This is a genomic window from Mucilaginibacter aurantiaciroseus, from assembly GCF_024055595.1.
In the GTDB taxonomy this organism is placed as follows: domain Bacteria; phylum Bacteroidota; class Bacteroidia; order Sphingobacteriales; family Sphingobacteriaceae; genus Mucilaginibacter; species Mucilaginibacter aurantiaciroseus.
The window spans coordinates 512,221-538,065 of record NZ_JAMXOF010000001.1 but is presented as its reverse complement, the minus strand read 5'-3'; the positions used below and the strand labels follow the sequence as shown (position 1 = coordinate 538,065).

Below are 25,845 nucleotides of genomic sequence, written 5' to 3'. Positions count from 1 at the left end.
TCGGCAAATATAACCTATTTATTTTTTTCTTTTCTGTTCAGTTTTATCCTCGCCCCGGTAATTCCACGGGCAGTGCAGGCATTGGTTCTTACAGCAATAACCACGCTTTAAATGGTATTCTTTTGTAAAAACGAAGTTACCATCCTCATTAATATAATAATCTACATTCTCCTGCAGCATCAGCTCAGCAATTTCACAAAAATATTGTTATTAAAGTAATTTTTTAAATGTGTGCCATCGCCATGCAGCGTCCAGATCTGTTGTGGTTCAGTTTGTTCGATAGTTTTGATAATGTCGTTCCAATCGGCATGGTCAGATATATACAGGGTATCCTGGTTGTTCACCTGCAGGTTTTTCCAACCCGATGCAAACAAGCGCTTCACCCCCGTAGCCCTTATATAACTCTCAAATGTAAACGGCGGAACGATGTATATCCACTCCTCCTGCGTTTTCATGAGTTTGCGGCCATAGATCTGATTTTTGCCTAACTCGTAACCTAACTTTTGATAGATGGCATTGATAGGCATAATGCGGTGGTGTACCAGCACCTTTTTCTGCGGCGCGTAATCATTTATCATCCTGATCAACCGCTGGCTTTTACCCAGGCTGTAAGCGCCCAGCAAGATGTTTATTTTAATGTCGTTCAGCTTCTTGATCTCCTCTACCGGATCGGGGTGCCCGGTGTTGGGGTCTGCAAAGGTACTTTCGGTTATCAGCACGTCGGCCTTTACAAACTCAAAGGGTTCGCAGGTGGTATCGGGCTGTAGTTTATAATCACCGGTATACAGGTAACGTGTGCCCTGATAGTCCATCAGCACCTGTGCGGAACCCGGCATATGCCCCGCGGGTATAAAGGTGACCTGTACCTCGCCAATAGTAAATGGCGCGCTGTAGGCCATTATATGGCTTGTTTTAGCCGCGCCTTTGCCGTAGCGCAGTTGCATAAAGGCATAAGTAGCAGCGGTGGTATAAACATTGGCGTTACCGCTTTTGGCATGATCGGCGTGGGCGTGGCTTATTACGGCGTTGGTAACCGGCAATTGCGGATCAAGGTAAAAATCGGCGTAACGGCAGTACAGGCCATTGGCATTAAAGGCAATAAAATCGTCTAATATCATGAATTTTTTTGGGCGATGGATAGATACAGCTGGTGCAGTTTTAATACCTGCGGGATAACGAGCTGCGTATCATCATTTTTAATTACATCGTTGGCCAGGGCCAGTTTTTTTTCTTCGGTAAACTGGCGGTCGTTCCGGGCCTTTACTTCATCGGCGGTAATGCCGTCGCGCTGGGTAACTCGTTTTATGCGGAGGTTTAATGGTGCGGTAACCATTATAGCCCTGTCGCATTTTTTATAGGAGCCACTCTCGAATAATATAGCGGCTTCCTTTAGTACGTAAGGCACCTCTTTTTGGTTGAGCACCCATTTATCAAAAGCACGAAAAACAGCCGGATGAACCAGTGCATTCAGTTTGGCAAGCTGCTCTTTATCGTTAAACACAATACCTGCAATGTGCTTGCGGTTGAGCGTGCCATCCTCAAAATAGGCTTCTTTGCCAAAGGTTTGTTTAATACAGGCAATCAGTTCGGCATCGGTTACCATCACATCTTTGGCGGCATCATCAGCATAAAAAACCGGGATACCCAATACCTCAAATATCTTGCAAACGGTGGTTTTGCCGCTGCCTATATTACCGGTGATGCCTACTTTAAACATTATTTTTTAATGATAAAATCAATATTCTGCGGCACTATTTTTACCACTTTACTGTACGATGGCATGCGCGTTACTTTTATCGGTAATACACTATAGCCATTATGCCGCCATAGTTCCAGGTCGGCAACGGCTTCAAAATCATCTTCGCTCAAATCCGGGTAACGGGTTAACGATGTGGTGAACGTTACCTTAACCTTTTGTGGGAATATCTTCACATCGTAATAATTATGGTTGTTCACCAGCTTTACGGGCACTTCTATCGTTTTCTCGGTGTATTCATCAATAGGAATGTTCACCATAACCGTTTTAGGCAGTACGCTGAGGTTACCCTCCCTAACGCCCTGAACCTTTATGCGGCCGTAATAATCCTCGTTCGCATTATTAATTTTAATGGTGTCTGTCTTCCACGAAGTTATCTTCTTTAAAATCTCGGCCGGGCCGCTAATGGTCACATAACGGGGTTTTATGTTGATGTTATCTGATTGTGCAAACTGCTTTTGATAGTTAACTGCCTGTACCAATTCGACAGGTACACGTTTTACCGTACGGCTGCTAAAATCAAAAAACAAGGTATCGGGAGTTATAGCGATGATCTCGTGCTCCATATCCTTATTGGCATTAATTTGCTTTAGCTGCGAACTAAGTACCACGTAATTTTTGGGGTCGATAGTATGAAGGTCGACCGTAACTACCTTCTTCTCGTCACTCATTCTGAACATCAGCATTTGCCAGCCTGTACCCTGTACCGTGGCATTAACCGTATCTGGCTGTAATGGATGAAAAGCGCGTTTCTGAGGAGCGTTCTTAAATACGATTACCTGTTTTATACTGAATTTGTAGGGATTGGACAACGTGGTAAAAATCCATGCAACTATGGCAATTACAAAGCAGGTTACAAAGGCTGATAACCGCCGGCGCTCAATTGCAGATAATTTAATTATTGCCATTTTTCTTGAGGTAAAGGGTCAAGGGCGAAAGGTTAAAGGTAAAGCAAAAGTTTTTAAAGCGAAAAGGCGAAAGATATGGCAAGCTATAAACCTGTGCCAATACCCTTCGCCTTTTACCTTTATCCTTTAAACCTTATTTAGTAACAACCGGCGTATTCAATGCTTTTGAAGCATCTAACGATACGGCAGATTTATCGAAACGGATGCGGCCTCCGCCTTCTGTTTCGACAAGGAAAGTAGTATCGGCAACTTCGTAAATTTTACCGTGGATACCGGCAGTGGTTACAATTTTATCGCCTTTTTTAAGCTCGTCAACGTATTTCTTCTGGTCTTTTTGTTTCTTCATTTGGGGGCGGATCATGAAAAAGTAAAACACCACGGCAATTGCGCCAAACATAAGTAATTGTGGTAAACCTAAGCCTCCGCCGGCTTGTAATAAAACTGTATTTATCATCTGTATATTTAAATTATTTAGTAGTTGTTGGTGTGGTTACTTCGCCAATTAAATGTACCATGCTTTGCGCAGGGTTGGTATTGGATGTAATGGTAATTTGTTTATCCTGCAAACCCATTTTGTGGGCGCTGTTAAAAGTTACTGTTATAGCACCATCTGCACCCGGTTGTATTGGGGTAACAGGCCACTCGGGCTTGGTACAGCCACAGGTTGCCACGGCATCTTTAATAATTAAAGGCGATTTACCGGTATTAGTGAACTTAAATTCATAAGTAACCTTTGCACCTTCGGCAATTTTGCCAAAGTCGTGAGTTTCTTTTTCAAACTTCATAACAGGCGCGTTGGTTGCGCTTGTATTACCATTATCAGCAACAGCCGCGCTTGCATTTTGGCCGGTTTGGTTACAGGCTGTAAACAGCATGCCTGCAACAATTGCACATAAAAACAGCTTTTTCATTTGGGTTTATTTTAATTTATTAACCGATAGCTAACGGGATTATCAAATATTTTTCTTATAATAGCAATAGGAATTCGCCAACACTACTCAATCAATCCCCTGCCTATTTTCTTTATTTTGTTCTGCTCTTTTAGCTCAAACAAAATCTTGTCTAATATACCGTTTATAAACGAATTACTCTTAGGTGTACTAAACTCCTTCGAGATCTCCAGGTACTCGTTAATGGTAACCTTAACCGGGATGGATGTAAAGTTAATAAACTCGGCAATAGCCATCTTCATTAGTAGCGTATCCATCATCGCGATACGGTCAGGCTCCCAGTTCAGGGTCTTTTGTGCTATTAGCTCCTGGTAAGCTACATCATGGCGGATGCTTTGCTCAAACAGGTTCACCACAAACTCCCTGTCCTCAACCCAGTTACCGCTAATGTCGGCAAGCTTGTTTTCGGCGTAATTATCTGATGAAAAGTTTTTGAATGTTTTTGCGATCAAAGCCTGAAGCACCTCGCGATCAACCGGCCAGTATATAAATTTATCCTCAAAAACCTGCTCAGCTAATGTCGATTTAAGGATTACTTTTTTAAAGATGAACTTAATAATGTCTTTATCCGTCTGCAGGGTATCGTCCGTTTTTGCGATGTATTCCGCATACTCGGTTGAATTTTTCAGCGCGGTGAAAAGTGATTTTGCAAGTTCAGGATCAAACGACCATTCAACTTTATACTTTTTAAGCGCGATAAGGTAATCGCGGTTATCTTTTAACGATACCAGGAAACGGTTGCTCATGATCTTAACACTGGCGTTAAGGTCATCGGCCGTTGGCAAATGTTTGTTGGCCCTCTCGGCCGCATCGGTTTCGCTGTAATCAATAACTTCGCTTATGAGCGATAGCATCCAGATATACATTTCAAAAACCTGATCGATACTGCTGAGTAGGTTTTTCTCGTGCGCTTTAATATCTCTTGTATCCGATTGGTGGAACGCGTACAGCGACTGTAACACTTTTACCCTAAGGTGCCTTCTGTTTAACATGTTGTAAGAACGATTATGCCCGCAATGGGCTGATGATAAATTTTAATAGGTTGATTTTACTTTTTTAATATCAGCAATACGCTTTTCGGCAATTTTATTTGCCGCGTTAGTAGTAGAAATATTTTCCAACTTAGAAAGTTTCAAAACATTACGGGTTGCCTCGTAAATATTTTCGGTAAGCTGAAGGGTGCGTTTTTTACTAAAACCCATCAGTTCCGAGTAGCAGTTAATAATACCGCCCGCGTTTATAACATAGTCGGGCGCAAACAGAATGCCTTTCTCCAGCAACATCTGCCCGTGCTCATGCTCGTCCTGTAATTGATTATTGGCCGATCCGGCTATAATGCCGCATTTTATCTTGGCGATGGTTTCGGTATTGATAGTAGCGCCTAATGCGCAGGGCGAATAAATATCCGCGTCGATATCAAATATCGAATTATTGGATACTGCTTCGGCACCATATTTTTTAGATACCTGGCGGGTGCGTTCGTCGTTAATATCGCTAATGTAAACCTTGGCGTTCTCGTCGCGCAGTAACTTCACCAGGTTTTCGCCAACATGGCCAATGCCTTGTACAATTACCGCTTTGCCTGTAAGGCTATCGCTGCCAAACAGTTCTTTTACACAGGCTTTAATACCCATGTAAACACCTTTAGCTGCAATTGGCGATGGGTCGCCACTACCGCCTAAGCTTTCGGGGATGCCGGTAACGTGCTGCGTTTCCATACGGATGTACTCCATATCGCGCGGGTTGGTACCCACATCTTCAGATGTAATAAACTCCCCATTAAGGTTTTTGATAAAGCGGCCAAACTTACGCATCAGCGCCTCGTTCTTATCCTTGTGCGAATCGCCGATGATAACCGAATAGCCACCGCCCATATTTAAGCCGGCAATAGCACACTTGTAAGTCATACTTTTTGAAAGGCGCAAAACATCATTCAAAGCATCTGCCTCGGTTTTGTATGCCCACATACGGGTACTGCCAAAAGCAGGGCCAAGTGTGGTATCATGTATCGCAATGATCGCCCTTAAACCGGTATCCGGGTCGCTGCAATACACAACTTTTTTGTGTCCAAAGGCATCGAGCTGATTAAATATACTATCGGTGGGTTGTTGAACAAACATTTTATGGACGCGGCAAATGTATATTAATTATCGTTCGGCAAAAGTAGAGGTTTTTTTTTGCGTGGCAAAGTTAAAGTCGGGAAAGTCGATAGCCGGAAAGTCTGAAAGAAGAACATTACAGCTACTTTTTACTTAAGAGTTACTATTAAACATGTACTTTTGAAACACAAGGCAGCATCTTCCGGTCTTGCGGACTTTACTGACTTTTCGGACTGCTAATAAATGAAAGACCTCGCATACCTCAATAAATTCTTTTATAAATACCGCTGGCGCCTGGTGCCGGGTATACTGTTTGTGATTATATCGAACATATTTGGTGTGCTGCCGGCACAGGTTATCCGCATAGCTTTTGACCTGGTTACAGAGAATATCGGCGTTTACCAATTATTTGATGGTTTTAACAGGCAAACGGTTATTTACGATATTTTCGGTTCGAGTTTGTTGCTGTTTGGCCTATTGGTGTTGGTGCTGGCATTGCTCAGGGGATTGTTCCTGTTTTTTATGCGGCAGACCATTATCCTGATGTCGCGGCATATCGAGTATGACTTGAAGAACGAGATCTATGCCCATTACCAGCTTTTATCCCTTGCCTTTTACCGCCGCCACAACACCGGCGATTTGATGAACCGCGTTACTGAGGATGTAAGCCGTGTGCGCATGTACCTTGGCCCGGGCATCATGTACACCATTAATACCATTGTATTATTTATACTGGTAATATATGCCATGCTTACGGTAAATGTAAGGCTGGCCGTTTTTTCGGTACTGCCATTGCCCATCTTGGCGGTGATCATATTTTATGTAAATACGGTTATCGAATATCGCAGCGAGAAGATCCAGCAGCGCTTGTCTTCTCTATCCAGCTTTGTACAAGAGAACTTTTCGGGCATCCGTGTCATCAAGTCATACGTGCGCGAAAGCTTTGTACGCGAAAAGTTTGCTGCCGAAAGTGAAGATTACAAAACCCAAAGCATGGCCATGGCTAAGGTGCAGGCTATGTTTTTTCCGTCGATGCTGTTGCTGATCGGTTTGAGTAATGTGATCACCATGTACATCGGTGGTGTTGAGGTAATGAAAGGCAACATCACCCCCGGTAACATCGTCGAGTTTATTGTGTACCTGAATATGCTGGCCTTCCCGGTGATATCCTTAGGATGGGTTACCTCACTGATCCAGCGTGCGGCGGCTTCCCAAAAACGGATCAACGAGTTTTTGCACGAAGAGCCGGAGATCATTTCACCAAAGGCTGTCGACCATAAACTTGCCGGAAAAATAGAATTCAGGAACGTTTCTTTCAATTATCCGGACACTGGCATAACCGCCCTGAAAAATGTTTCTTTTACGGCTAATCCGGGCGAAATGGTGGCGATAATTGGTCGTACAGGGTCGGGTAAATCCACCATTGCCAACTTGGCAATGCGAATGTATGATACCACCGGCGGCGAGATCTTAATTGACGATAGACCGCTCACCAAACTCAACCTGGACAATTACCGCTCGCAAATTGGCTTTGTACCACAAGAGGTTTTCCTGTTCTCGGATATCATCTCCCATAACATTGCCTTTAGCGCCGATGTACTGGATATGCCCCGTATAGAGCAAGCCGCCAAAGATGCTGCCGTTTATAACAACATTATGGAGTTGGAGAAAGGGTTTGAGACCTTGATCGGTGAGCGTGGCGTTACCTTATCAGGCGGGCAAAAACAGCGTGTAAGCATAGCCCGGGCCATTGTAAAACACCCGCAGATATTGATATTTGATGATTGCTTATCGGCAGTAGATACCCGTACCGAGGAAGAAATATTAAACAACCTTGGACGTATTATGCAGGGCAAAACCAGTGTAATCATATCGCACCGCATCTCTACCATTAAAAATGCCGACAATATTTTAGTGCTTGATAATGGTGAAATTGTAGAGCAAGGCACACATAGCCAGCTAATGGAACTTAAAGGCCCATACTTTGAGTTATACGAAAAACAACTGCTCGAGGAAGAGGAGCAAGCCTAAAGCGCAAGCCTTTACTCCTAATTGGCGTAAAAAATGAAATAAAGGCTTATTTGTTGCCAGATTAAATACTTGCAATTAGTTTTTTATATATATTTATACCACCAAAACTATTACAATAAAAAAAATATGGGAGATTTTGACAATAGAGAGCGTGAAGAAGTGTACTCCAAAAAGATAAGGGCAGGTAAACGCACTTATTTTTTTGATGTAAAAGCAACCAGGTCTAACGATTACTACGTGACTATCACAGAAAGTAAAAAACGTTTAGAGGACGGTGTTTTTGTAAAACATAAAATTTTTCTTTATAAAGAAGACTTTGAAAAATTTGCCGAAGGTTTTAAAGACGCGGTTGATTATATAAAAGACCACCAGGAAGTAGTTGAAAAACGCTACGAGTTTGGCGAGAACGTTGAAACGGCAAAAGCCGACGAGGATTTCTCTTTCTAATAAGAAATAACAAACCTAAATTATACAAAGAAGCCCGGATTATAGACTACCACCAAAAAGTTAGACACTTATTGGAGGCAGCCCAGTAAGCAGGGCTTTCTTATTTGATTTTGTATTACCTACCCATCATTGCTGCGGCACCGCCAACAACAGCGATAAGTATAAACAACGCCATAAATGAAAGGTAGATGATAGCAAATATCCCCCTCAATTTAAAAAACGATTTCAGTTTACCAAAAGCCAGATTGATTTCTTCCTGGTTTTGAAACGTCACTCCTTTTTTGATGCGATCGCCAAATTGATAAAGATACAAGGCAAAGAAAAAATTTATCGCGGCTATAAATAAATATAAAACTGTAACTGCACCACCTGCACCCGCAGCGCCAGCCATCATTGGGTTCAAAGCGGCCATGGTAGTGAAAATAGTACCAACAAATAATGCCATAATAGCAATAAAAGCGGTGCCAATAAAGCCCATGATACCTAAAAAATACGCCCATTGGCCGGCCTTTAGCAGGTAATACTGTGCTTGCTCGTTCAGGATAAATTGTGGTTCGGGGGTTACCGGTTGTACCGGCATTTCGTCAATTTCCATTGTGTTAGTTTAAGGTGTTTAAATTTCTATTTAAGATATAAATTATCAAAATCGAAACAGGAAATAAACTAAATTTTCGGTACAAATATCCTTAATGGTTTATGCCTGGCATAAACAGCACGGCTATGGTAAAGTAAATAATTAGGCCAGTAACATCTACAAGAGTTGCCACAAATGGTGCGGATGACGTTGCAGGATCGGCCCCTAATTTCTTTAGAATCAATGGCAGCATAGATCCCGCTAACGAGCCCCAAAGCACTACCCCTACAAGTGCTATACCCACTACAAAACCAACTATCATCCAGTCGGCGCCATAGATATTGCTGAATAGCGTCCAAACATAGATCCGCATAAAGCCTATTACACCCAAGGTTGTACCCAGTAATAAACCCGATATGATCTCGCGGCGCATAACCCGCCACCAATCTGAAATTGTTACCTCGCCCAAGGCCATTGCCTGTATAATTAAGGTTGATGCCTGCGAACCGCTGTTACCCCCGCTTGATATAATAAGCGGCACAAATAAAGCCAGCACAACTTTTTGTGCAATAGCATTCTCAAAATGCCCCATAGCAGTAGCGGTAAACATTTCGCCCAGAAAAAGCACAATTAGCCAGCTTACACGCTTTTTTACCAGGCGAAAAATATTGATATCCAGATAAGGTTCGTCCAAAGCCTCGGTACCACCAATTTTCTGGATATCCTCAGTGTATTCTTCATTTGCAATCCAAAGGATGTCATCTACCGTAACGATACCCAGCAGGATGTTATCAGCATCGGTTACCGGCAGCGCGGTGCGGTTATTCATTCTGAACACATTGATAGCGTCTTCCTGAGGGTCGTTGGCGCTAAGGGCAATCAGGCGGCCATCCATCAGGTCGCTGATTTTAGTTTCGGGTGCTACCAATAAAATCTCGCGGATCCGGATATCATCCAGCAAGATACCGTTCTCCCCTATCACATATATAACATCGATGGTTTCGGAATTTTTGCCGTAGCGGCGAATGTGAGCTAACACGCGGTTTACATCCCAACTTTTTTTAACGGCAATGTAGTCGGGCGTCATCAAACGGCCAACGCTATCTTCTTTATAACCTAACAGGGAAAGCGCCTCTTTACGGTCGGCAGGCGATAGGTGCAATATCAGTTTAGTAACCGCATCGCCATGCAATTCGCTAAAAAACGCGGTACGGTCATCGGGGGGCAGTTCGTTTATGATCTCGCTTACCTTTTTTCCCGAAAGTTTTTTGATGATACGTTCCTGTGTAGGAAAATCAAGTATGCGGAACACATTTACCGCCCGGTTGATGGACAGGATCTCAATAAATTTTGGACCATGTTCGGGCAGTTCATCTATAAGTTCCTCAACGTCAGATATATTGAGATTATTTAAATACTCCTGTAGCTGCGTAGTATCTTCCTGCTTCAGTAATAATTCTACCTGCTCAACCATCTCTTCCATAAGCTCCGTTTTTACATGTTATTAACCTATTTTGCTGCCTTTTGTGACGCTGGCAAAAGTCGTTTATTTTTTCAAATTACAAGGCTTTTTTTCTGTTATCTTTGCGCTTTTAAAAGAGGCAGGAAAACGAGAATCAATAGACAAGATTCTTTTCTTAATTCCTGCGTCTTGTCATCTTGATTCAAAAAAATATACAAATGGGTTTACAATGTGGTATAGTGGGTTTGCCAAATGTGGGTAAGTCTACACTTTTTAACTGTTTATCAAATGCCAAGGCGCAGGCGGCAAATTTTCCTTTCTGTACCATTGAGCCAAACGTGGGGGTAATTACCGTACCTGATGAACGCCTTACAAAATTAACAGAGATTGTTAACCCAAAAAGTATCGTTCCGAATGTTATAGAGATAGTAGATATTGCCGGCCTTGTTAAAGGTGCCAGCAAAGGAGAAGGTTTGGGTAACCAGTTCCTGGCTAATATACGTGCTACTAACGCTATTATACACGTATTACGTTGCTTTGATAACGATAATGTGATCCATGTAGATGGTTCGGTTAACCCTATCCGCGATAAAGAGATCATCGATACCGAATTACAGTTGAAAGATTTGGATTCGATAGAAAAGAAGATCCAAAAGGTAGAAAAAATGGCTAAAACCGGTGGCGATAAAGAGGCTAAAAAAACCTACGATGTGCTAACCGTTTACAAAAACCATTTGCTTGAAGGTAAAAGCGCACGCACCGCACCCGTTGCAGAAGAAGATAAAGAATACATTGAAGATATTTGGTTGCTTACCGCAAAACCGGTAATGTACGTTTGTAATGTTGACGAAGGTTCGGTTAACACCGGTAACGCTTACGTGGAGAAGGTAAAGGCAGTGGCCAAAGAAGAAGGCGCCGAAGTTTTGGTGATATCTGCCCAAATAGAAGCCGAAATTGCCGAACTGGAATCATTTGAGGAGCGCCAGGAGTTTTTGGGCGATCTGGGATTAACTGAATCAGGCGTTAACAAGCTTATAAAAGCGGCTTACAGCCTGCTTAACCTTGCCACATACTTTACCGCGGGTGTACAGGAAGTACGTGCATGGACCATCACTAATGGCTTTACAGCCCCACAGGCGGCAGGTGTTATCCACACCGATTTTGAGAAAGGTTTTATCCGTGCCGAGGTGATCAAGTATGATGATTTTGTGAAATTTAACGGATCTGAAGCATTAATCAAAGAAAACGGTAAAATGTCTGTAGAAGGCAAGACATACATTGTGCAGGATGGCGACATTATGCACTTTAGGTTTAACGTGTAACGTTTCATCAAACTATATTTTAAATGCCTTCGTAAGATTACGAAGGCATTTTTTATTTTCAGGCCCGTTACTAAATATTATTCCAATTTATCTTTAAACAAATCAAACCAAAATAGAAACCAAGAGTTATTAATTTATATTATAAAGAAAATAGTCTCATGGATAACGATAACAAAATTAGCCGTAGAACAGTAATAGCCGGTATTGGCACCGGGCTTGCAGTAGTGGCAGTTACACCTGTATTGGGTGCAACTACAGCCTTAAATGACCATAGGGCGCAATCGCTGGAAGACCCGCAAACTAAATACCCCAAACCACCTTTTAACGGGCAATCGCAACCATGGCCCGGGTTAGCAAGCAAAATGGACCCCGTACCTGATCATGGCGAAAAAAGCTATAAAGGTTCTGGCCGGTTGGCGGGGCGCAAAGCTTTAATTACCGGCGGTGACTCGGGTATGGGCCGCGCAGCCGCCATAGCTTATGCACGCGAAGGTGCCGATGTTGCCATTAACTATTTACCTGCCGAAGAAGAAGATGCACGCGAAGTTATTGCTTTAATAAAAGCTGCAGGCCGCAAAGCTGTTGCTATCCCCGGTGACTTGCGCGATGAAGCTTTTTGTAAAAGAATGGTAGACGATGCTGCTAAACAATTAGGCGGGCTGGATATATTAGTGAACAATGCCGGCCGCCAGCAAACACATGCATCTATATTGGACATCAGTACCGAACAATTCGACTGGACCATGAAAACCAATATTTACGCGCCATTTTGGACCATTAAAGCCGCACTGGCTTATTTAAAACCGGGTTCGGCTATTATTGGCTCTACATCAGAACAAGCTACCGACCCAACACCAGACTTGTACGATTACGCACAAACGAAAGCGGCAACAACTAATTACGTAAGGTCTTTAGCCAAGCAACTGGCACCAAAGGGTATCCGTGTAAACGGCGTAGCCCCCGGCCCTATCTGGACACCATTGCAGGTAAGCGGTGGCGCCACGCAAGAAAAGCTTAAACAGTTTGGCGGCCAAACTCCAATGGGCCGCCCCGGCCAACCTGTCGAACTCGCTTCTATATATGTTCAGTTAGCCGCCGCTGATGCAAGTTATGCCACCGGGCAAATCTATGGGGCATCCGGCGGTGCAGGCATGCCATAATAGGTTCCAAATTCAGTTTTAAAAGCCCGTGTTGTAATTTGCCAGCACGGGCTTTTATATTGGGGTGAATTAGTAGCGTCAAAAATTCTATATTTGCGCAAATATAGTTCTCGTAGTTCAATGGATAGAATTATGGCCTCCGAAGCCGTCGATATGAGTTCGAATCTCATCGGGAACACTGGTAGAAATCCGTCTTAATTAATTTTAAGGCGGTTTTTTAGTTTTAAAATAAAACTTATACATTTCTTAAGTTATAGATAAAAAGTAGAATAGTTAGGGTAACCGATTAATTAGTCTACCTTTACACACACACATGGAAGAAAGAAAATATTTAACAACCTGGAGAAAATACATCCCGGTTATACGCCTGCATCTGAAAAGGAGCTTAAATGAGGATCAAAGTTTTAAACTGAACATCACCGATTTCGAGTCGGCAGGCGACAGGGGCAAATCTGGCTACACGTTTAACATCGCGATGGAAAACGGTAAAGTAACCAACAACATCAGCGGCTCGGCTGTAGCACGCGATCTGTATGAGGCCCTTAAAACCGACGAGGCCATCAAAGAGATGCTTCAGGACAAAAACATCAAAATAAGCGTAGGTAAATCTTTTGTGCTGAGCATTAAAACTACTCACGTATCTGCTTTTAAGTAAGCTATACCGATATTAAATAAAAAAAGCCGCTTACGTAAAGTAAGCGGCTTTTTTTATGTCCATAGATGTTCACGTTAACGCATGAACACTTGCAACATATTTATAATAAATTGATATACAGTTGATTAATAAATTTATGTTTTTTGCAAAATCGTGAATATGAACACTTAAATCCTGAAATTATTTCTGCAACGCCGGTTGAAAGTGCGAGCTGATAGAGATCCTGTTCCATGCGTTTATGGTGACGATAGCCAAAATTACCTGGCCCACATATTTGGCGCTTAATAGTTCGGTTGCTTTGTTATAGGTCTCGTCAGATACGCCTGCTTTGTTTATCAACGTAACCTCTTCGGTTAAAGCCAGTATAGCTTGTTCTTTCTCATCAAAGAATGGGGTATCCTTCCAGGCGCTAAGTGTATAAATGCGTTGCTCAGTTTCCCCTAATTTGCGGGCATCCCTGCTGTGCATATCCAGACAGTACGCGCAACCGTTTATTTGTGATGATCGTAGTTTGATCAGTTCTTTATGGATCGGGTCTATCTCGCTGCTGATAACGTAATTTTCTAAAGCCATTATAGCTTTATATGCATCGGGTTGGGTGGTTAAAATGTTTGCTCTTTTCATGATTGTCTTTGTTTTTTATTAAGACAAATTTGCGCACAAACACACCTTCAAAAAATGAACCGAGGTTAAGAAAAGAGGCAAGATGTTAAGAGTCAGGAATCAAGACAAGGCTAAAAGGTTTCTGTCTTGATTCTTGATCCTAATAATCTTGATCCTCCTATTTCTCTCTCTTCGCCCTTATCCTACTCAAAAACTGCGGGGTAAAACCAAGGTATGATGCCAGCATGTATTGCGGCACGCGTTGTACAAAGTCTGGAAATAGTGAAATAAAATAGCGGTAGCGCTGTTCATCGGTTTGGTTAAACAGGAAGCCTATACGGCGTTGCGAAGCTATGAAAGCCCTTTGCATGGTTAGCCTGAAGTAGGTATCAAGTTTGGGGATCTGCTCCAGCAGCGGGGCTTTATCGCGGTTATTAAGCAGCAATATTTCTGATGCTTCAATAGTTTGGATATAAGTGCCCGCGGGTACGTGGTTCAAAATACTGTCTTGGTCGGCTATCCACCAGTTCTCTAAAGCAAAATGTACTATCTGCTCATTTAGTTTGGCATTAACATAGTATTGCCTTAGCAAGCCACTCAATACAAAATACTCACCTTTACAATGCTGGCCCGGCTCGAGGATGATCTCCTTCTTTTTATATTTCTTCAGCTCCATAGCATCGCAAAGCACCTGCTCTTCCTGCGGAGTAAGCTGCACCTGGCGTTTAATATGGGCAAGTAGTTGTGGATACATAGAGATGCTAATTTAGCTAATCCACGGATATATCTGCATTTTAAGATTATAGCAGCTTAAACTCAAAGCGGTATAAAACCTTTTTGCCGGTTTAAGTTTTGGCATTAATTACCTCGTCATCAACCTTAATGGTGGTTACTAACTGAGTTGCAGAATCAGTTTTTGGCAGTTTTACATCAATAGTAAACTTTACGCCCTGGCCAGATGATAACTCTACAGTTTTATTGAAGTTGCCTTTGTGGTGCTTTTCTACATGCCTTACATTGTCTTTATCCTGGTATGAGATAAGAGCCGTTGTACCATCCGGGATCTCGGAAGTATACTCCACTTGATAAGTGCTTTTCTTAGCGATCTTCAGTCCGCCTTTGCTCATAACATAAACGGTGTAACTGCAGCTGCTGGAAATAAGGGCAAAATAAAAGATAAATGTATTTTTTTATAAAACGAATATAAAAATGTGTCTTAAAAAAACGAGGTGTCTATTAAGGTATAGACGCCTCGTTTTTTGATCCGTTGCAAACAATTTTAAAGCCTTGTTGGCGTACGCGTGGCATCGCCCATTAACTCAATGGCATTTATATTACAGTCGATGCAGTATTTAAGCAGGTCTTCTGCCGTACCCGGCATACTGCGGAATGAATAGGTAATTACTTCTATCTGTACCCCGTTTATCATGCTGTTGGGCTTAGCAAACCTGCTCAGCAGCGAATTAGCAAAAAGATATTTTTGAAATGAACAGCAGGCGCCAGTTTAAGGTTTGCTTTTTCGTAATTTAATACGGTTTGATGGGTTGGTTGTTTTAAAGTTATCAATTTACAATACGCATCAAACGGTGTATTATAAGTTTTACGCTTGCACCTGTGGCAATACTATCTCAAAGTTAGCCCCGTTACCGGGGTTTGAGTAAATATGCATAGTACCCTTCAGGCTATCTACCAAATGTTTTACCAACGCCAACCCAAAGCCGTAGCCCTGTTCGCCACTTGTGCCATCGGTAGATTGGGCTTTGCCGCTTAGTATGGTTTCTACAGCCTGCAGACTTAAACCTACTCCCGTATCCGTCACATTTATTTGAAGCAAGTTTTGCGTTTCCTCTATTTTAAGGCTCAGGACAACCGTTACCTTACCGCTTATTGGGGTAAACTTCATGGCGTTTGAAATGAGATTACCGGTAATTTGCAGCAGTTTGTTTTTAGAAAATGGTATGGTTGATAAATTTACCGATGTACTTACAGTAAAGGCAATCTTCTTATTCATGGCTTGAGGCGTGTAAAGTTTTTCGAGTTTGTCTTTAAAAACAATCAGGTTAAACTCGTCAGTTTTCAGGTCGCGCTGGGGCTTGTCGGCGGTTAATATCTCGTCGGCAAGTTCCAGTAACGAGCGGCCGCTTCGCTGGATCAGGTTAATAAACTCCAGCACCTCTTCTATCTTATTCTCGTGTCCCTGCTCACTTATTACCTGCGCCAGGCCTATAATACCCCCTAAAGGCCCGCGGATGTCGTGTGCTACCTTCATTTTGGTTTCGTTGGCTTCGTGCAATTTGGTTTTGAGGCAGGTAATTAAACGGTGCACATTCAAGCGGTTAACAATTTCGTCAACTATTATCTTTAACAACTCTATCTTCTCTGGCGACAACGTTTTCAAGTCTTTATCAAGCATACATAATGCCCCCAAATTATGGCCTTCATTTGTGGTTAAAGGGATGCCATAATAATAGCGTAGATTGGGTTTATCTGTCACATAAAATTTATCTTTGAAACGGTCATCGGCTTTAAGGTCCTGCACTTCAAAGTGGTCGTTATTGCCGGCAATGGTATATTGGCAAACCGAGTCCTCGCGCGGCATTTGGTCAATATCCAAACCATGGCTGGTTATTGTCCATTGTGTAAACGAATCAATTAAATTAATCAGCGATATTTCGGTACCTGCAACTTTCGCGGCTAACTTCGCCAAATCTTTAAAACTGTCTTGGAAGCTCGTGTAATCAAGGTCATAGTCGGCCAGACTGATGATCCTTTCCATTTCATTCTCGGGGATCGGGTTGTTTAGCATATATTAGAATTAATTAACCTAATTACGTATATTTATTCTGAATAGTTGTCAAAAAACCATCCAAAAACGGCAATTATTCTTAGTAGCTTTAAAGTTGCAATGCTTTTCGCAATTTTATCGCAACTAACAATTTCGGGTTCAATTCTATTACTCAATAAACAATATTTATGGTACGTTTAATAATCCTGTCGATAATGTTATTTTTTCAAACTAATGAAAAACGTGTTTTAGCGCTATATACCACCAGTGCTGATAATGCTGCCTATACACAGCAATTGAAAATATTAAATGACGATAAGCCCGGGCTTGCCATCAGGAATATTGTTATCCAGACTTATATTTACAGTGACGCAAACGCTGCAGTATTTAATAAAAATAAGATAACAGGTTTTTTTACAGTTACATTAACGGGGAAAGACGGAGGTGAGAAATACCGTAGTTCGCAACCCATAAACCTGCAAAAACTTTACGGAATTATTGATGCGATGCCGATGCGGAAACAGGAAATGAAAAAACAATAATCACCCCACCAGCAAACCTTCATTATCTTTCAACTCCACGCCTGAAAGTTTGCGCCTGAAACTTTCCTGCACCAGGTAAAAGATCTTATCTGCCGCAGATTTAAAATCCAGCCCGCCGGGGCGGATATTGGAGATACAATTGCGAGAATTATCCTTTAAACCTGGTTTGGGCTGATAAGTAAGATAAGCGCCAATACTATCTGCCGAGCTTAACCCTGGTCGTTCACCTATCAGTACGATAGAAAGTCTTGACTGCAACTCGTGGGCTATATTATCGCCAATGGCTACCCTGCCCTGCTCTACCAGGCATAGTGGCGCAATTTTTAAATTGGCGGCTGATAATTTGGGTATGAGCAATTGCAAAAGCGGCAGCACATTTTCATTTATCGCTATCGCGGATAACCCATCGGCAATAATAATCACCACATCGTCCCCTGTTATCTGGTCGGCGAGTCGGTTAAGGGATTCTTCGTTGGATTTTCGGCCGAGATCGGGGCGTTGCAGGTATTGTGCGCGGCTGTCAGCCATACTATGCAGTTGCAAAACGGGGCGGTGAAATTGCCCCAGCGCATCTTCCAAACCTTCAATGTCCATAGCAGAATAAACGGCGTCGCGGGCGTGGGCATGCGCCAGTTTAAACTCCAATGATTGTTTGGTTGGGATGCTGCTCCCCGTTGCGCCAATGGCGATGCGCGCGGCGGTAAACTCCTTTAAAAAGCTCAATGGATCGTTTTGGTCGGGTTTGGTTATTTTATCCATAGGTTTCCCATATCTTTTAACAAACCGGCTGCAGCGGTAGCAGAGCGGTTACCTTGTTCATCAAATAGGCCTTGTTTTATCAGCCATCGCTCAAACTCAGGCGCTGGTTTTAAGCCTAATACCTTACGCAAATACAAAGCATCATGGAAGGATGTGCTTTGGTAATTCAGCATAATATCATCGCTGCCGGGGATACCCATGATAAAGTTGCAGCCTGCTACGCCAAGTAGAGTGAGCAGGTTATCCATATCGTCCTGGTCAGCTTCGGCGTGGTTAGTGTAGCAAATATCCATCCCCATGGGCAGGCCGAGCAGTTTGGCGCAAAAGTGATCTTCAAGCGCTGCGCGGATGATCTGCTTACCATCGTACAAATACTCGGGACCGATAAAACCCACTACCGAGTTCACTAAAAACGGGTTAAACTTTTTAGCTACAGCGTAAGCCCTCGCCTCACAGGTTTGCTGATCTACCCCGTGATGTGCATTTGCCGATAAGGCGCTGCCTTGGCCTGTTTCAAAATACATTACATTGTTGCCTACCGTGCCGCGGTTTAATGATAACGTGGCCTGGTAAGCTTCATCTAATAAGTTTAAACTCACCCCGAAACTGTTATTGGCCTTTTGCGTACCTGCGATGGATTGAAAACAAAGATCGACGGGTGCATTTTTATTGATGAGTTCCAGCGTAGTGGTAATATGGCTAAGCACACAGCTTTGGGTAGGGATGTCAAATTGCTGCCTCAGGTTGTCAACCAACACGAGGATCTGCATTACCGCCTGCGGACTATCCGTTGCCGGGTTAGTACCTATTACCGCATCGCCGCTACCATACAGCAGGCCTTCTATCAAACTGGCGGCAATGCCGCGCGGATCATCTGTGGGATGGTTGGGTTGTAACCGGGTAGAGAAGTGGCCGTGTAGGCCTATTGTATTACGGAACCGGGTAACCACCTCGCATTTTTTTGCTACCGCGATAAGATCCTGGTTGCGCATTATTTTTGAAACCGCAGCGGCCATCTCGGGCGTTATGGCGTTTTCAATAGTCTTTAGAACAAGGGTATCCGTTTCATCCTTCAGCAACCAGTCGCGCAGTTCACCGATGGTTAAATGGCTTATTAGTACGAATGCATTTGCATCGTGGCTGTCTATTATTAGTCGTGTAACATCATCCTCTTCGTAAGGGATGACAGCTTCATTCAGGAAAGTTTTAATGGAAACATCAGCCAATGTTATCTGTGCGGCAACACGTTCTTCGTAGGTTTCGGCGCTTAATCCCGCAAGGGCATCCCCTGTACGGAACGGTGAGGCTTTTGCCAGTAATATCCGCAGGTTATCAAACCTGTAAACCTTACCCTGTACGGTATGCTGATACGGCATAATACTTTAGTTTTTACTAAGATAAATTCTTCGGCGTAAAAACCCGCAATAATGAGTTGTTTTAATAAAAGCTTAACATTGGCATGTCTTGGAGAAACTGCAAGAGAAGAAAAATAAAGTGAGCACCACCACTAATAATAAAATCCTCACCAACCTTAAACATGGCGAATGCTCACTTATTAATTATTGTACCACAACAGTAGCAGTAGCCATAGTTGAGTGGATAACGCATTTGTAAGTATAAGTACCGGCCGTTGCAAACGTATGCGAAAACGAACCGGATTGGTTTAACATGCCGCTGTCAAAGCTGCCGGCAACATCGGTCGCTGTGTGTGGTGCGGTATCGGCATTTGTCCATTTTACAGCCTCGCCTGCTTTAATAGTAACGCTTGCAGGAGAAAAGGCGAAACCCGAAATACTTACAGAAGCGCCGCCTGTGGTGGGGGCCGTGGGAGTAGTAGACTTGGTTGGTGCAGGATCGTTGCTGCCCGATTTTGAACAGGCTGCAATACCCATAACCACAACCGCTATCATAAATGATACCCCTAAGATGTACTTTTTCATATTAAATGATTTTAGTTTTTAATATGATTACGCCCACAATTTAAGGATGGTTGCTTTGCGCCGATAATGTTTTTTAAGATTATTTACTGATTGGTATAACCTGCTGTTCCAATGCTTTTTCCATTAACTCATCATCCATTATCCTTTGCTTATGCTTACCCATCAGCATAAAAATGGCAATGGCAAAAGCAAGCCCGGCAAAGAAGATCAGGCTCAGCATAAAATTATAATAGGTAATGGCGAACATGCAAATGGTAGAGATCACCAGCGCGATAGCCGGGAACAAAGGATAAAATACAGCAACGAAAGGCCGCTCCATACGGGGTTCTTTTTTGCGGAGGATGAACAGGCTGATCATACTCATCATGTACATCACCACCGCCCCCATTACCGATAGGATGATGATTTGCCCTGTGGTACCGGTAAACAAGGCGATAAAGCTAACTACCCCGCCCGCTATAATAGCCCGGTGCGGCGTTTTAAATTTTTGATTGACCGATGCTAGCCCGCGAGGTAAATAACCGCTCCTGGCCAAGGCAAACACCTGCCTTGATGATGCCAGGATCGTCCCGTGGATGGATGCGATCAACCCGAACAAGCCTATACTGGCGAATATTTTGGTAAATCCGTTTGCCTTGCCTAAAACGATGCCGATAGCCTCCGGCAGGGGGTAATCCAGGTTGCTTAGTTTGCGCCAGTCGGTAACACCGCCGGTTAATATCATTACACCTAAAGCTAAAAACACAAGCGTAATTAGTGCCGAGATATAACCCCGCGGAATATTACGCTTTGGGTCTTTCACTTCTTCGGCAACCATAGCTACGCCCTCTATCGCCAGATAAAACCATACCGCGAATGGCAGGGCCGCAAATACGCCGCTCCAGCCGAAAGGCATGGGGTTGGATAAATAGTTATCCATTTTAAAGGATGGCGCAACCACACCCATAAAAAGCAACAATTCGCCAACAGCTAAAATGGTTATAAATACCGAGAACGTCGCCGACTCTTTCACCCCAGAAATATTCAACAATATAAACACCACGTTAAAAATCAGTGCCGATGGTAAAACTTCTATCTGCGGATGCAAAAAATGTAGATACGCCCCCAAAGAAAAAGCTATGGCGGGGGTGGCAAACAAAAAGTCTATCAGCGTGGCATAACCGGCTATCAGCCCGCCAAAAGGCCCCATGGCACGGTAAGCATAAGCAAATGCACCGCCGGCATGCGGAATAGCGCTTGTTAACTCGGTATAGCTAAATATAAAAGTGACGTACATTAGCGTGACTACCAATGTGGCTATCAAAAAACCAATTGTGCCCGATACCGCCCAACCCAAATTCCAGCCAAAATATTCGCCGGATATTACAAGGCCTACCGCTATGGCCCAAAGGTGGATAGGCTTTAAAACACGTTTCAGTTGCTTGGCGTCGATGTTTTTCAAAGGTTTGTTATTTATGATTTTTACAAAGCCTTAAGATACTCATTAAAATTACCCAAACAAAAACAACCATACGCAACAATTTTAGTAACAATTGCTTACCATCTCAGTCTATTCTAACGAAAATGCAATATTCAACTAACCCTAAATTAATACTGGGGGTTTTTGTAAATTTGCACTTCCTTAATTAATGTATATAGTGTCGGAATTAGGTAAACCTTCTATAAAACAAGCCTGGACTGCTGCCCTGCAATCACCAAAAAAACGCGATAAATTATTAATAGGTTCTTTTATTGTTGCCATCCTGCTATCATCCTTACCCATATTTTTTAGCCATATACAAAAACGACAAGGCATTGTACTTGATGATTGGGTTTTGGCCCATGTGCCTGCATATGACGTTTCCATCATCATATTCACCATTATCTGGGGCATGGCTACGCTGATATTTGTGCGCTCATTGTATAACCCTGTTATCTATATTAACTACGTGTGTACGCTGATATTCATCAACCTTGCACGCATGATAACCATTTACCTCATAGCGTTGGATCCGCCTGTTGGCCTTATCCACCTGGCAGACCCTCTTACCGAGGTATTCTACGGCAATACAGTTATAACCCGCGACCTGTTCTTCTCCGGCCACACATCAACCATGGTGCTTATATTTTTATGTTTGGAGAAACGTAACGATAAGATCCTGGGTTTTATATGCATTGTTGCTGTTATGGTACTGTTGCTTGTTCAGCATATCCACTACACCATTGATGTGGTTGCAGCGCCCATCCTGGTATATCTGATATTCCTTGGCGTGCGCAAAATACTGAAGCTGGATACACTTAAAAACAACGAAAATTAAGTAAGCCCTTTCATAAACCGTTTGTGTTTACTGCATTAAAAGCTTAAATTTAAGGGCTTTATTATAAGCAATAATACCCCTTGTAAATGAAAAAGACCATTATTGTGGCAGCCTTATTGCTTTGCACTTTTGTAGTGAAAGCGCAGCAAAAAACACCCCGCCAGTTATTTCCAGGCCTGTTCGAATCGGTACAATCATCAACCATATTCCCGGATAATAAAACCTTTGTAGACTGTACGCCGAAATACGCGCCATCGCTTATCATGAAGGCCTATAACGAGCAACTGGGCAAAGCAGGATTCGACCTAAAGGAGTTTGTAACGGCTAACTTCACTGTACCATCGGGTGTTACCCATGCTTTTCAAACCAATATCGAGGACGGCATCCGCAAGCATATTGATACGCTATGGCAGGTGCTGCAACGCAAGCCCGATGCTACTTCAAAACTATCGTCATTAGCGGCGTTGCCTAACCCATATATTGTGCCGGGCGGTCGTTTCCGCGAGATCTACTACTGGGATAGCTATTTTACCATGCTTGGCCTGCAGGAAAGCAAACAAACCAAGGTGATCAGCAACATGATAGATAACTTTGCTTACCTGATAGATACTTATGGTTTTATCCCCAACGGGAACCGCGCTTACTATTTGACCCGTTCGCAGCCGCCATTTTTTTCGCTGATGATAAACCTGCTGGCAAAAAGCGAGGGTGATGCCGTTCTCAGCAAATATCAGCCACAACTTATTAAAGAATATAATTATTGGATGCTGGGCGGCGCAACGCTGGCAAATAACAAAGCTACCCACCGGGCAGTGCGCATGGCCGATGGCACCCTGCTTAACCGCTACTGGGATGAAAGCGATGAACCACGCGAGGAAAGTTATATTAAAGATGTAGACGCCGCTAAAACCACCAGGCAGCCTTTACCTGTATTTTACCACAACATACGCGCGGCTGCAGCAAGCGGCTGGGATTTTAGCAGCCGCTGGTTTAGCGATGCAGCTACGCTTGGCACTATCGAAACTACCAACCTTGTCCCGGTTGATTTGAACTGTTTACTTTACAACCTGGAACTAACCATCGCCCGTGCCTATCAAATAAAAGACAATATTAAACTTTACACTGCCTACACTGCCAAAGCAAATGCACGTAAAAAAGCCATCCTTAAATACTTTTGGGATGAAAAAACCGGCTGGTTTGGCGATTATAATTTCACCACGCAAAAGTTCTCGCCTATCCAAACCTTAGCGGCAGTTTTCCCACTTGAATTTAAGATAGCTACACCTGCGCAAGCGAATAAAATTGCCGAAGGTTTAAAAGCCAACTTCCTGAAACCGGGTGGATTGGTTACCACCCTAAATTTTAGCGGCCAGCAATGGGACGCCCCAAATGGCTGGGCGCCCCTACAATATATGGCTATTGATGGATTGGAGAACTACGGCCACAGCAAACTGGCTAAAGACATTGCCACCCGCTGGCTGCAACTAAACATCCGCGTGTTTAAAAAGACCGGAAAACTATTGGAGAAATATAACGTAGTTGATACCAGCCTAACCGCAGGCGGCGGCGAATACCCTTTACAAGATGGTTTCGGCTGGACAAACGGGGTATTGTTGAAACTGATGAACAGGTATCATTATGAAGAAAAGCAGGGGGAGTAATTTATTCCTTTGCTTTTCAAGCTTAAAGTTTGCTTTGTTTTGGGTCTAAGTTGAAAACTTAGACCATTCCCTTTTTATAATTACTGGCCTAAGTTTCCAACTTAGGCCCAAAATGTGTTAAGCTATCCGGTTAACTGCGCAGCTTATTTAAGCTCCTACCTTACAGGCTTAGGAAACACCGGCAAACTTTCATGTCCGTCCATATCCACGGCTTGTACAGCGAACAGGTAATTATCTTTTGAGTAACCAATATTTGCGGTGGTGCCGGTTACATAAAATTTCTTTTCCCAATACGGGTTGATGGTTTCGCGCATCAGCACGTAATAACCTGCGGGTGCTTTGCCTTTGGGCGCATCCCATTTCAGTTGTGTTTTATTGGTTAAGCCACTGGTGATGATACCTACGTTTTGTGGCGATGCCGGCGCAAGGGCAAGGTTTGCCAGCACAGACAAATTCATACGGGCTACCTTTTGGGTATAATCATAATCGGCAAAATCGGGCAGATCGCCGTAGTCTACGCCATTTTCCTTGCGGATGTCCTGGTGCTGGCGGTTAAAATCTTCATTCATTTCGGTGATGCGGATGGCGGTGTAGCCTTGTTGTGAAAACGGCGTGTGGTCGCCGCCACGCAGGTAGCGGTCGCGGCGGTAAATGAGCTTTACATCCAGTTGCTCCACATAGCGCTCGGCAACCTCTTTGGTATAACGGGCCAGTTCCCGTGCCGGGCTATCATTCTCTCCACCTACCGAATTACGGATAGCCGCTTGTTTCTCGGTTTCTGCAGCAGGTACGCCTTCACTAAATACACGCACGCTACGGTTATCTTTCAAGCCGGTTTCCATACCGTAGGTGTTTCCAACAATGTCATTGTTCAGCATAGCATCTATTTGCCATCCTTCAGCTTTGGCGCGTTTGGCAACATTTGTAGAGCCGTAAAGGCCCTGCTCCTCGCCCACCACGGCCATAAATATAATGGTTGCCGGGAACGACCGTTTAGCCATCACCCTTGCAAGTTCCATCGAAACCGCGGTGCCCGATGCATCATCGACCGCGCCAGGTGCGATTGATTTTATATTCATCACATCTGTCACCCTCGAATCGTAATGGCCGGATACAATGTAAATGCGCTTATCAGCAGTATCGGTACCCTTCAATATCGCCAGGACATTTTTCATGGGTGTTGGCTTATCAATACGGTTGCCTTGCGGCTGGATAAATTCGTCGAAAGATGCTTTCATCCGGCCATTTGAAGCGGCAGCATACTTTTCATATTCGGCCTTGATCCAGTTACGGGCGGCACCAACACCTTCGGTTTTGCTTACAGTATCACTTAATGTATGGCGGGTTTTAAAACTCACCAGTTTGCGCACTATCACCTCAATATTTTTGGAAGAAACCTCCTCTACCATTTGTTTGATGCCCGCATCCTGTTTCACAAAAGTTTGGGCCGATGCCGAAATAGTTATAAGAGAAGTGATAAGCAGGCCGATGTATTTCATGAAAGCAATTTAGGAAATTACAACTGCTGAGAGGAAATGAATTTGTATTATATGCGTTACCGTTTGCTCATCTTATTCAGCGTTATTTGGCGTTGCAGGGTGCATTTAAACCTGTCGGTACCATCAACCTGTAATTTGGCATGTTTAGTTTGGCGGCCCTGCACCCTTGCCCGCCACATTTTAAAACTACTCAGTTTCATTTGCCTGCGCATCAGGTCTATCACATTTTGCTCACTCAGCCCAAATTGCGCCTTAATGGCATCAAATGGTGTACGGTCTTCCCAGGCCATTTCGATTACCCGGTCAATATCAATAGTAGAAAGGTCTTTAATGATTGCAGCTGTGCTCATATCTGTTTAACCGTTAAAATTATAATTTGTTAGCTTGTAAAATTA

General features: G+C 43.3%; 29 protein-coding genes and 1 tRNA gene. 9 read left to right on the top strand and 21 right to left on the bottom strand.

Annotated features, from left to right (window positions below; all coding sequences use genetic code 11):
• Positions 1-18 precede the first annotated feature (18 nt).
• From NAF17_RS02450 to NAF17_RS02415, 8 genes are all read right to left on the bottom strand, one after another.
• Positions 19-180 carry a DUF5522 domain-containing protein gene (locus NAF17_RS02450; protein WP_252756392.1) on the bottom strand — a complete coding sequence of 54 codons (162 nt, stop codon included), beginning with the start codon at positions 178-180 and terminating at the stop codon, positions 19-21.
• Complete coding sequence (locus NAF17_RS02445; protein WP_252756391.1) at positions 180-1,118, bottom strand: MBL fold metallo-hydrolase; 939 nt, start codon at positions 1,116-1,118, stop codon at positions 180-182. The genes NAF17_RS02450 and NAF17_RS02445 overlap by 1 nt, the downstream gene beginning before the upstream one ends.
• A complete protein-coding gene (gene coaE, locus NAF17_RS02440) occupies positions 1,115-1,717 on the bottom strand; it encodes a dephospho-CoA kinase (protein ID WP_252756390.1) in 603 nt (200 codons plus the stop codon). Before coaE ends, NAF17_RS02445 begins: the two co-directional genes overlap by 4 nt.
• Positions 1,717-2,664 (bottom strand): YbbR-like domain-containing protein, encoded by a 948-nt coding sequence (locus NAF17_RS02435; RefSeq protein WP_252756389.1) that lies wholly within the window; start codon positions 2,662-2,664, stop codon positions 1,717-1,719. The genes coaE and NAF17_RS02435 overlap by 1 nt, the downstream gene beginning before the upstream one ends.
• A gap of 133 nt (positions 2,665-2,797) precedes the next feature.
• The gene (yajC, locus tag NAF17_RS02430) at positions 2,798-3,118 is read right to left on the bottom strand and encodes a preprotein translocase subunit YajC (RefSeq protein ID WP_252756388.1); all 321 of its coding nucleotides are present in this window, start codon (positions 3,116-3,118) and stop codon (positions 2,798-2,800) included.
• A 13-nt stretch (positions 3,119-3,131) separates the two neighbouring features.
• Positions 3,132-3,575, bottom strand: a complete 444-nt coding sequence (locus NAF17_RS02425; RefSeq protein ID WP_252756387.1) for a DUF1573 domain-containing protein — start codon at positions 3,573-3,575, stop codon at positions 3,132-3,134.
• An 83-nt stretch (positions 3,576-3,658) separates the two neighbouring features.
• Positions 3,659-4,606 (bottom strand): transcription antitermination protein NusB, encoded by a 948-nt coding sequence (locus NAF17_RS02420; RefSeq protein WP_252756386.1) that lies wholly within the window; start codon positions 4,604-4,606, stop codon positions 3,659-3,661.
• Between the two features lie 42 nt (positions 4,607-4,648).
• A complete protein-coding gene (locus NAF17_RS02415) occupies positions 4,649-5,734 on the bottom strand; it encodes a Glu/Leu/Phe/Val family dehydrogenase (RefSeq protein ID WP_252756385.1) in 1,086 nt (361 codons plus the stop codon).
• 222 nt (positions 5,735-5,956) lie between these two features.
• Between NAF17_RS02415 and NAF17_RS02410 the strand changes: the two genes are divergently transcribed.
• Together NAF17_RS02410 and NAF17_RS02405 are read left to right on the top strand one after the other, a co-directional pair.
• Positions 5,957-7,744 carry an ABC transporter ATP-binding protein gene (locus NAF17_RS02410; protein ID WP_252756384.1) on the top strand — a complete coding sequence of 596 codons (1,788 nt, stop codon included), beginning with the start codon at positions 5,957-5,959 and terminating at the stop codon, positions 7,742-7,744.
• Positions 7,745-7,870: 126 nt separating this feature from the next.
• On the top strand, positions 7,871-8,191 hold the full coding sequence (locus NAF17_RS02405) for a DUF3276 family protein (protein WP_252756383.1): 321 nt from the start codon (positions 7,871-7,873) through the stop codon (positions 8,189-8,191).
• A gap of 115 nt (positions 8,192-8,306) precedes the next feature.
• Here NAF17_RS02405 and NAF17_RS02400 read toward each other — a convergent pair whose 3' ends face one another.
• Both NAF17_RS02400 and mgtE read right to left on the bottom strand, forming a co-directional pair.
• Positions 8,307-8,786 (bottom strand): DUF5362 family protein, encoded by a 480-nt coding sequence (locus NAF17_RS02400; RefSeq protein WP_252756382.1) that lies wholly within the window; start codon positions 8,784-8,786, stop codon positions 8,307-8,309.
• A gap of 91 nt (positions 8,787-8,877) precedes the next feature.
• Entirely contained in the window at positions 8,878-10,248 is a 1,371-nt protein-coding gene (gene mgtE / locus NAF17_RS02395) for a magnesium transporter (protein ID WP_252756381.1), read from the bottom strand.
• A gap of 197 nt (positions 10,249-10,445) precedes the next feature.
• Between mgtE and ychF the strand changes: the two genes are divergently transcribed.
• The 4 genes from ychF to NAF17_RS02375 all read left to right on the top strand — a co-directional run bounded on the left by ychF (position 10,446) and on the right by NAF17_RS02375 (position 13,364).
• Positions 10,446-11,549, top strand: a complete 1,104-nt coding sequence (gene ychF, locus NAF17_RS02390; protein ID WP_252756380.1) for a redox-regulated ATPase YchF — start codon at positions 10,446-10,448, stop codon at positions 11,547-11,549.
• Positions 11,550-11,707: 158 nt separating this feature from the next.
• The gene (locus NAF17_RS02385; RefSeq protein ID WP_252756379.1) at positions 11,708-12,709 is read left to right on the top strand and encodes an SDR family oxidoreductase; all 1,002 of its coding nucleotides are present in this window, start codon (positions 11,708-11,710) and stop codon (positions 12,707-12,709) included.
• A gap of 106 nt (positions 12,710-12,815) precedes the next feature.
• A tRNA-Arg gene (locus NAF17_RS02380) sits at positions 12,816-12,887 on the top strand.
• 135 nt (positions 12,888-13,022) lie between these two features.
• Positions 13,023-13,364: a hypothetical protein gene (locus tag NAF17_RS02375; protein WP_252756378.1), complete on the top strand. Its 342-nt coding sequence runs from the start codon at positions 13,023-13,025 to the stop codon at positions 13,362-13,364.
• 180 nt (positions 13,365-13,544) lie between these two features.
• Here the strand turns inward: NAF17_RS02375 and NAF17_RS02370 are convergent, their stop codons facing one another.
• The 5 genes from NAF17_RS02370 to NAF17_RS02350 form a co-directional block, all read right to left on the bottom strand.
• The gene (locus tag NAF17_RS02370) at positions 13,545-13,988 is read right to left on the bottom strand and encodes a carboxymuconolactone decarboxylase family protein (protein ID WP_252756377.1); all 444 of its coding nucleotides are present in this window, start codon (positions 13,986-13,988) and stop codon (positions 13,545-13,547) included.
• 157 nt (positions 13,989-14,145) lie between these two features.
• Positions 14,146-14,721: a Crp/Fnr family transcriptional regulator gene (locus NAF17_RS02365; RefSeq protein ID WP_252756376.1), complete on the bottom strand. Its 576-nt coding sequence runs from the start codon at positions 14,719-14,721 to the stop codon at positions 14,146-14,148.
• Between the two features lie 91 nt (positions 14,722-14,812).
• Positions 14,813-15,094, bottom strand: coding sequence for a hypothetical protein (locus NAF17_RS02360; protein ID WP_252756375.1), 282 nt, complete (start codon positions 15,092-15,094; stop codon positions 14,813-14,815).
• 152 nt (positions 15,095-15,246) lie between these two features.
• Positions 15,247-15,396, bottom strand: a complete 150-nt coding sequence (locus NAF17_RS02355) for a hypothetical protein (protein WP_252756374.1) — start codon at positions 15,394-15,396, stop codon at positions 15,247-15,249.
• 171 nt (positions 15,397-15,567) lie between these two features.
• A complete protein-coding gene (locus NAF17_RS02350) occupies positions 15,568-16,773 on the bottom strand; it encodes a GAF domain-containing sensor histidine kinase (RefSeq protein WP_252756373.1) in 1,206 nt (401 codons plus the stop codon).
• A gap of 167 nt (positions 16,774-16,940) precedes the next feature.
• Here NAF17_RS02350 and NAF17_RS02345 point away from each other — a divergent pair, with 167 nt between their 5' ends.
• Complete coding sequence (locus tag NAF17_RS02345) at positions 16,941-17,294, top strand: DUF4174 domain-containing protein (RefSeq protein WP_252756372.1); 354 nt, start codon at positions 16,941-16,943, stop codon at positions 17,292-17,294.
• Here NAF17_RS02345 and eutC read toward each other — a convergent pair whose 3' ends face one another.
• From eutC to eat, 4 genes are all read right to left on the bottom strand, one after another.
• Positions 17,295-18,053, bottom strand: a complete 759-nt coding sequence (gene eutC / locus NAF17_RS02340; RefSeq protein WP_252756371.1) for an ethanolamine ammonia-lyase subunit EutC — start codon at positions 18,051-18,053, stop codon at positions 17,295-17,297.
• Positions 18,041-19,429, bottom strand: a complete 1,389-nt coding sequence (locus NAF17_RS02335) for an ethanolamine ammonia-lyase subunit EutB (protein WP_252756370.1) — start codon at positions 19,427-19,429, stop codon at positions 18,041-18,043. Before NAF17_RS02335 ends, eutC begins: the two co-directional genes overlap by 13 nt.
• Positions 19,430-19,612: 183 nt before the next feature.
• Positions 19,613-19,993 carry a plastocyanin/azurin family copper-binding protein gene (locus NAF17_RS02330; RefSeq protein ID WP_252756369.1) on the bottom strand — a complete coding sequence of 127 codons (381 nt, stop codon included), beginning with the start codon at positions 19,991-19,993 and terminating at the stop codon, positions 19,613-19,615.
• A 79-nt stretch (positions 19,994-20,072) separates the two neighbouring features.
• Positions 20,073-21,434, bottom strand: coding sequence for an ethanolamine permease (eat, locus tag NAF17_RS02325; protein ID WP_252756368.1), 1,362 nt, complete (start codon positions 21,432-21,434; stop codon positions 20,073-20,075).
• Positions 21,435-21,621: 187 nt separating this feature from the next.
• Between eat and NAF17_RS02320 the strand changes: the two genes are divergently transcribed.
• Together NAF17_RS02320 and treA are read left to right on the top strand one after the other, a co-directional pair.
• A complete protein-coding gene (locus tag NAF17_RS02320; protein ID WP_252756367.1) occupies positions 21,622-22,290 on the top strand; it encodes a phosphatase PAP2-related protein in 669 nt (222 codons plus the stop codon).
• 86 nt (positions 22,291-22,376) lie between these two features.
• Positions 22,377-23,951: an alpha,alpha-trehalase TreA gene (treA, locus tag NAF17_RS02315; protein WP_252756366.1), complete on the top strand. Its 1,575-nt coding sequence runs from the start codon at positions 22,377-22,379 to the stop codon at positions 23,949-23,951.
• A gap of 155 nt (positions 23,952-24,106) precedes the next feature.
• On the opposite strand, the gene NAF17_RS02310 is transcribed toward treA, so the two are convergent.
• Both NAF17_RS02310 and NAF17_RS02305 read right to left on the bottom strand, forming a co-directional pair.
• On the bottom strand, positions 24,107-25,450 hold the full coding sequence (locus tag NAF17_RS02310) for a M28 family peptidase (RefSeq protein WP_252756365.1): 1,344 nt from the start codon (positions 25,448-25,450) through the stop codon (positions 24,107-24,109).
• 56 nt (positions 25,451-25,506) lie between these two features.
• Positions 25,507-25,800: a TIGR03643 family protein gene (locus NAF17_RS02305; protein ID WP_252756364.1), complete on the bottom strand. Its 294-nt coding sequence runs from the start codon at positions 25,798-25,800 to the stop codon at positions 25,507-25,509.
• Positions 25,801-25,845: the final 45 nt, after the last annotated feature.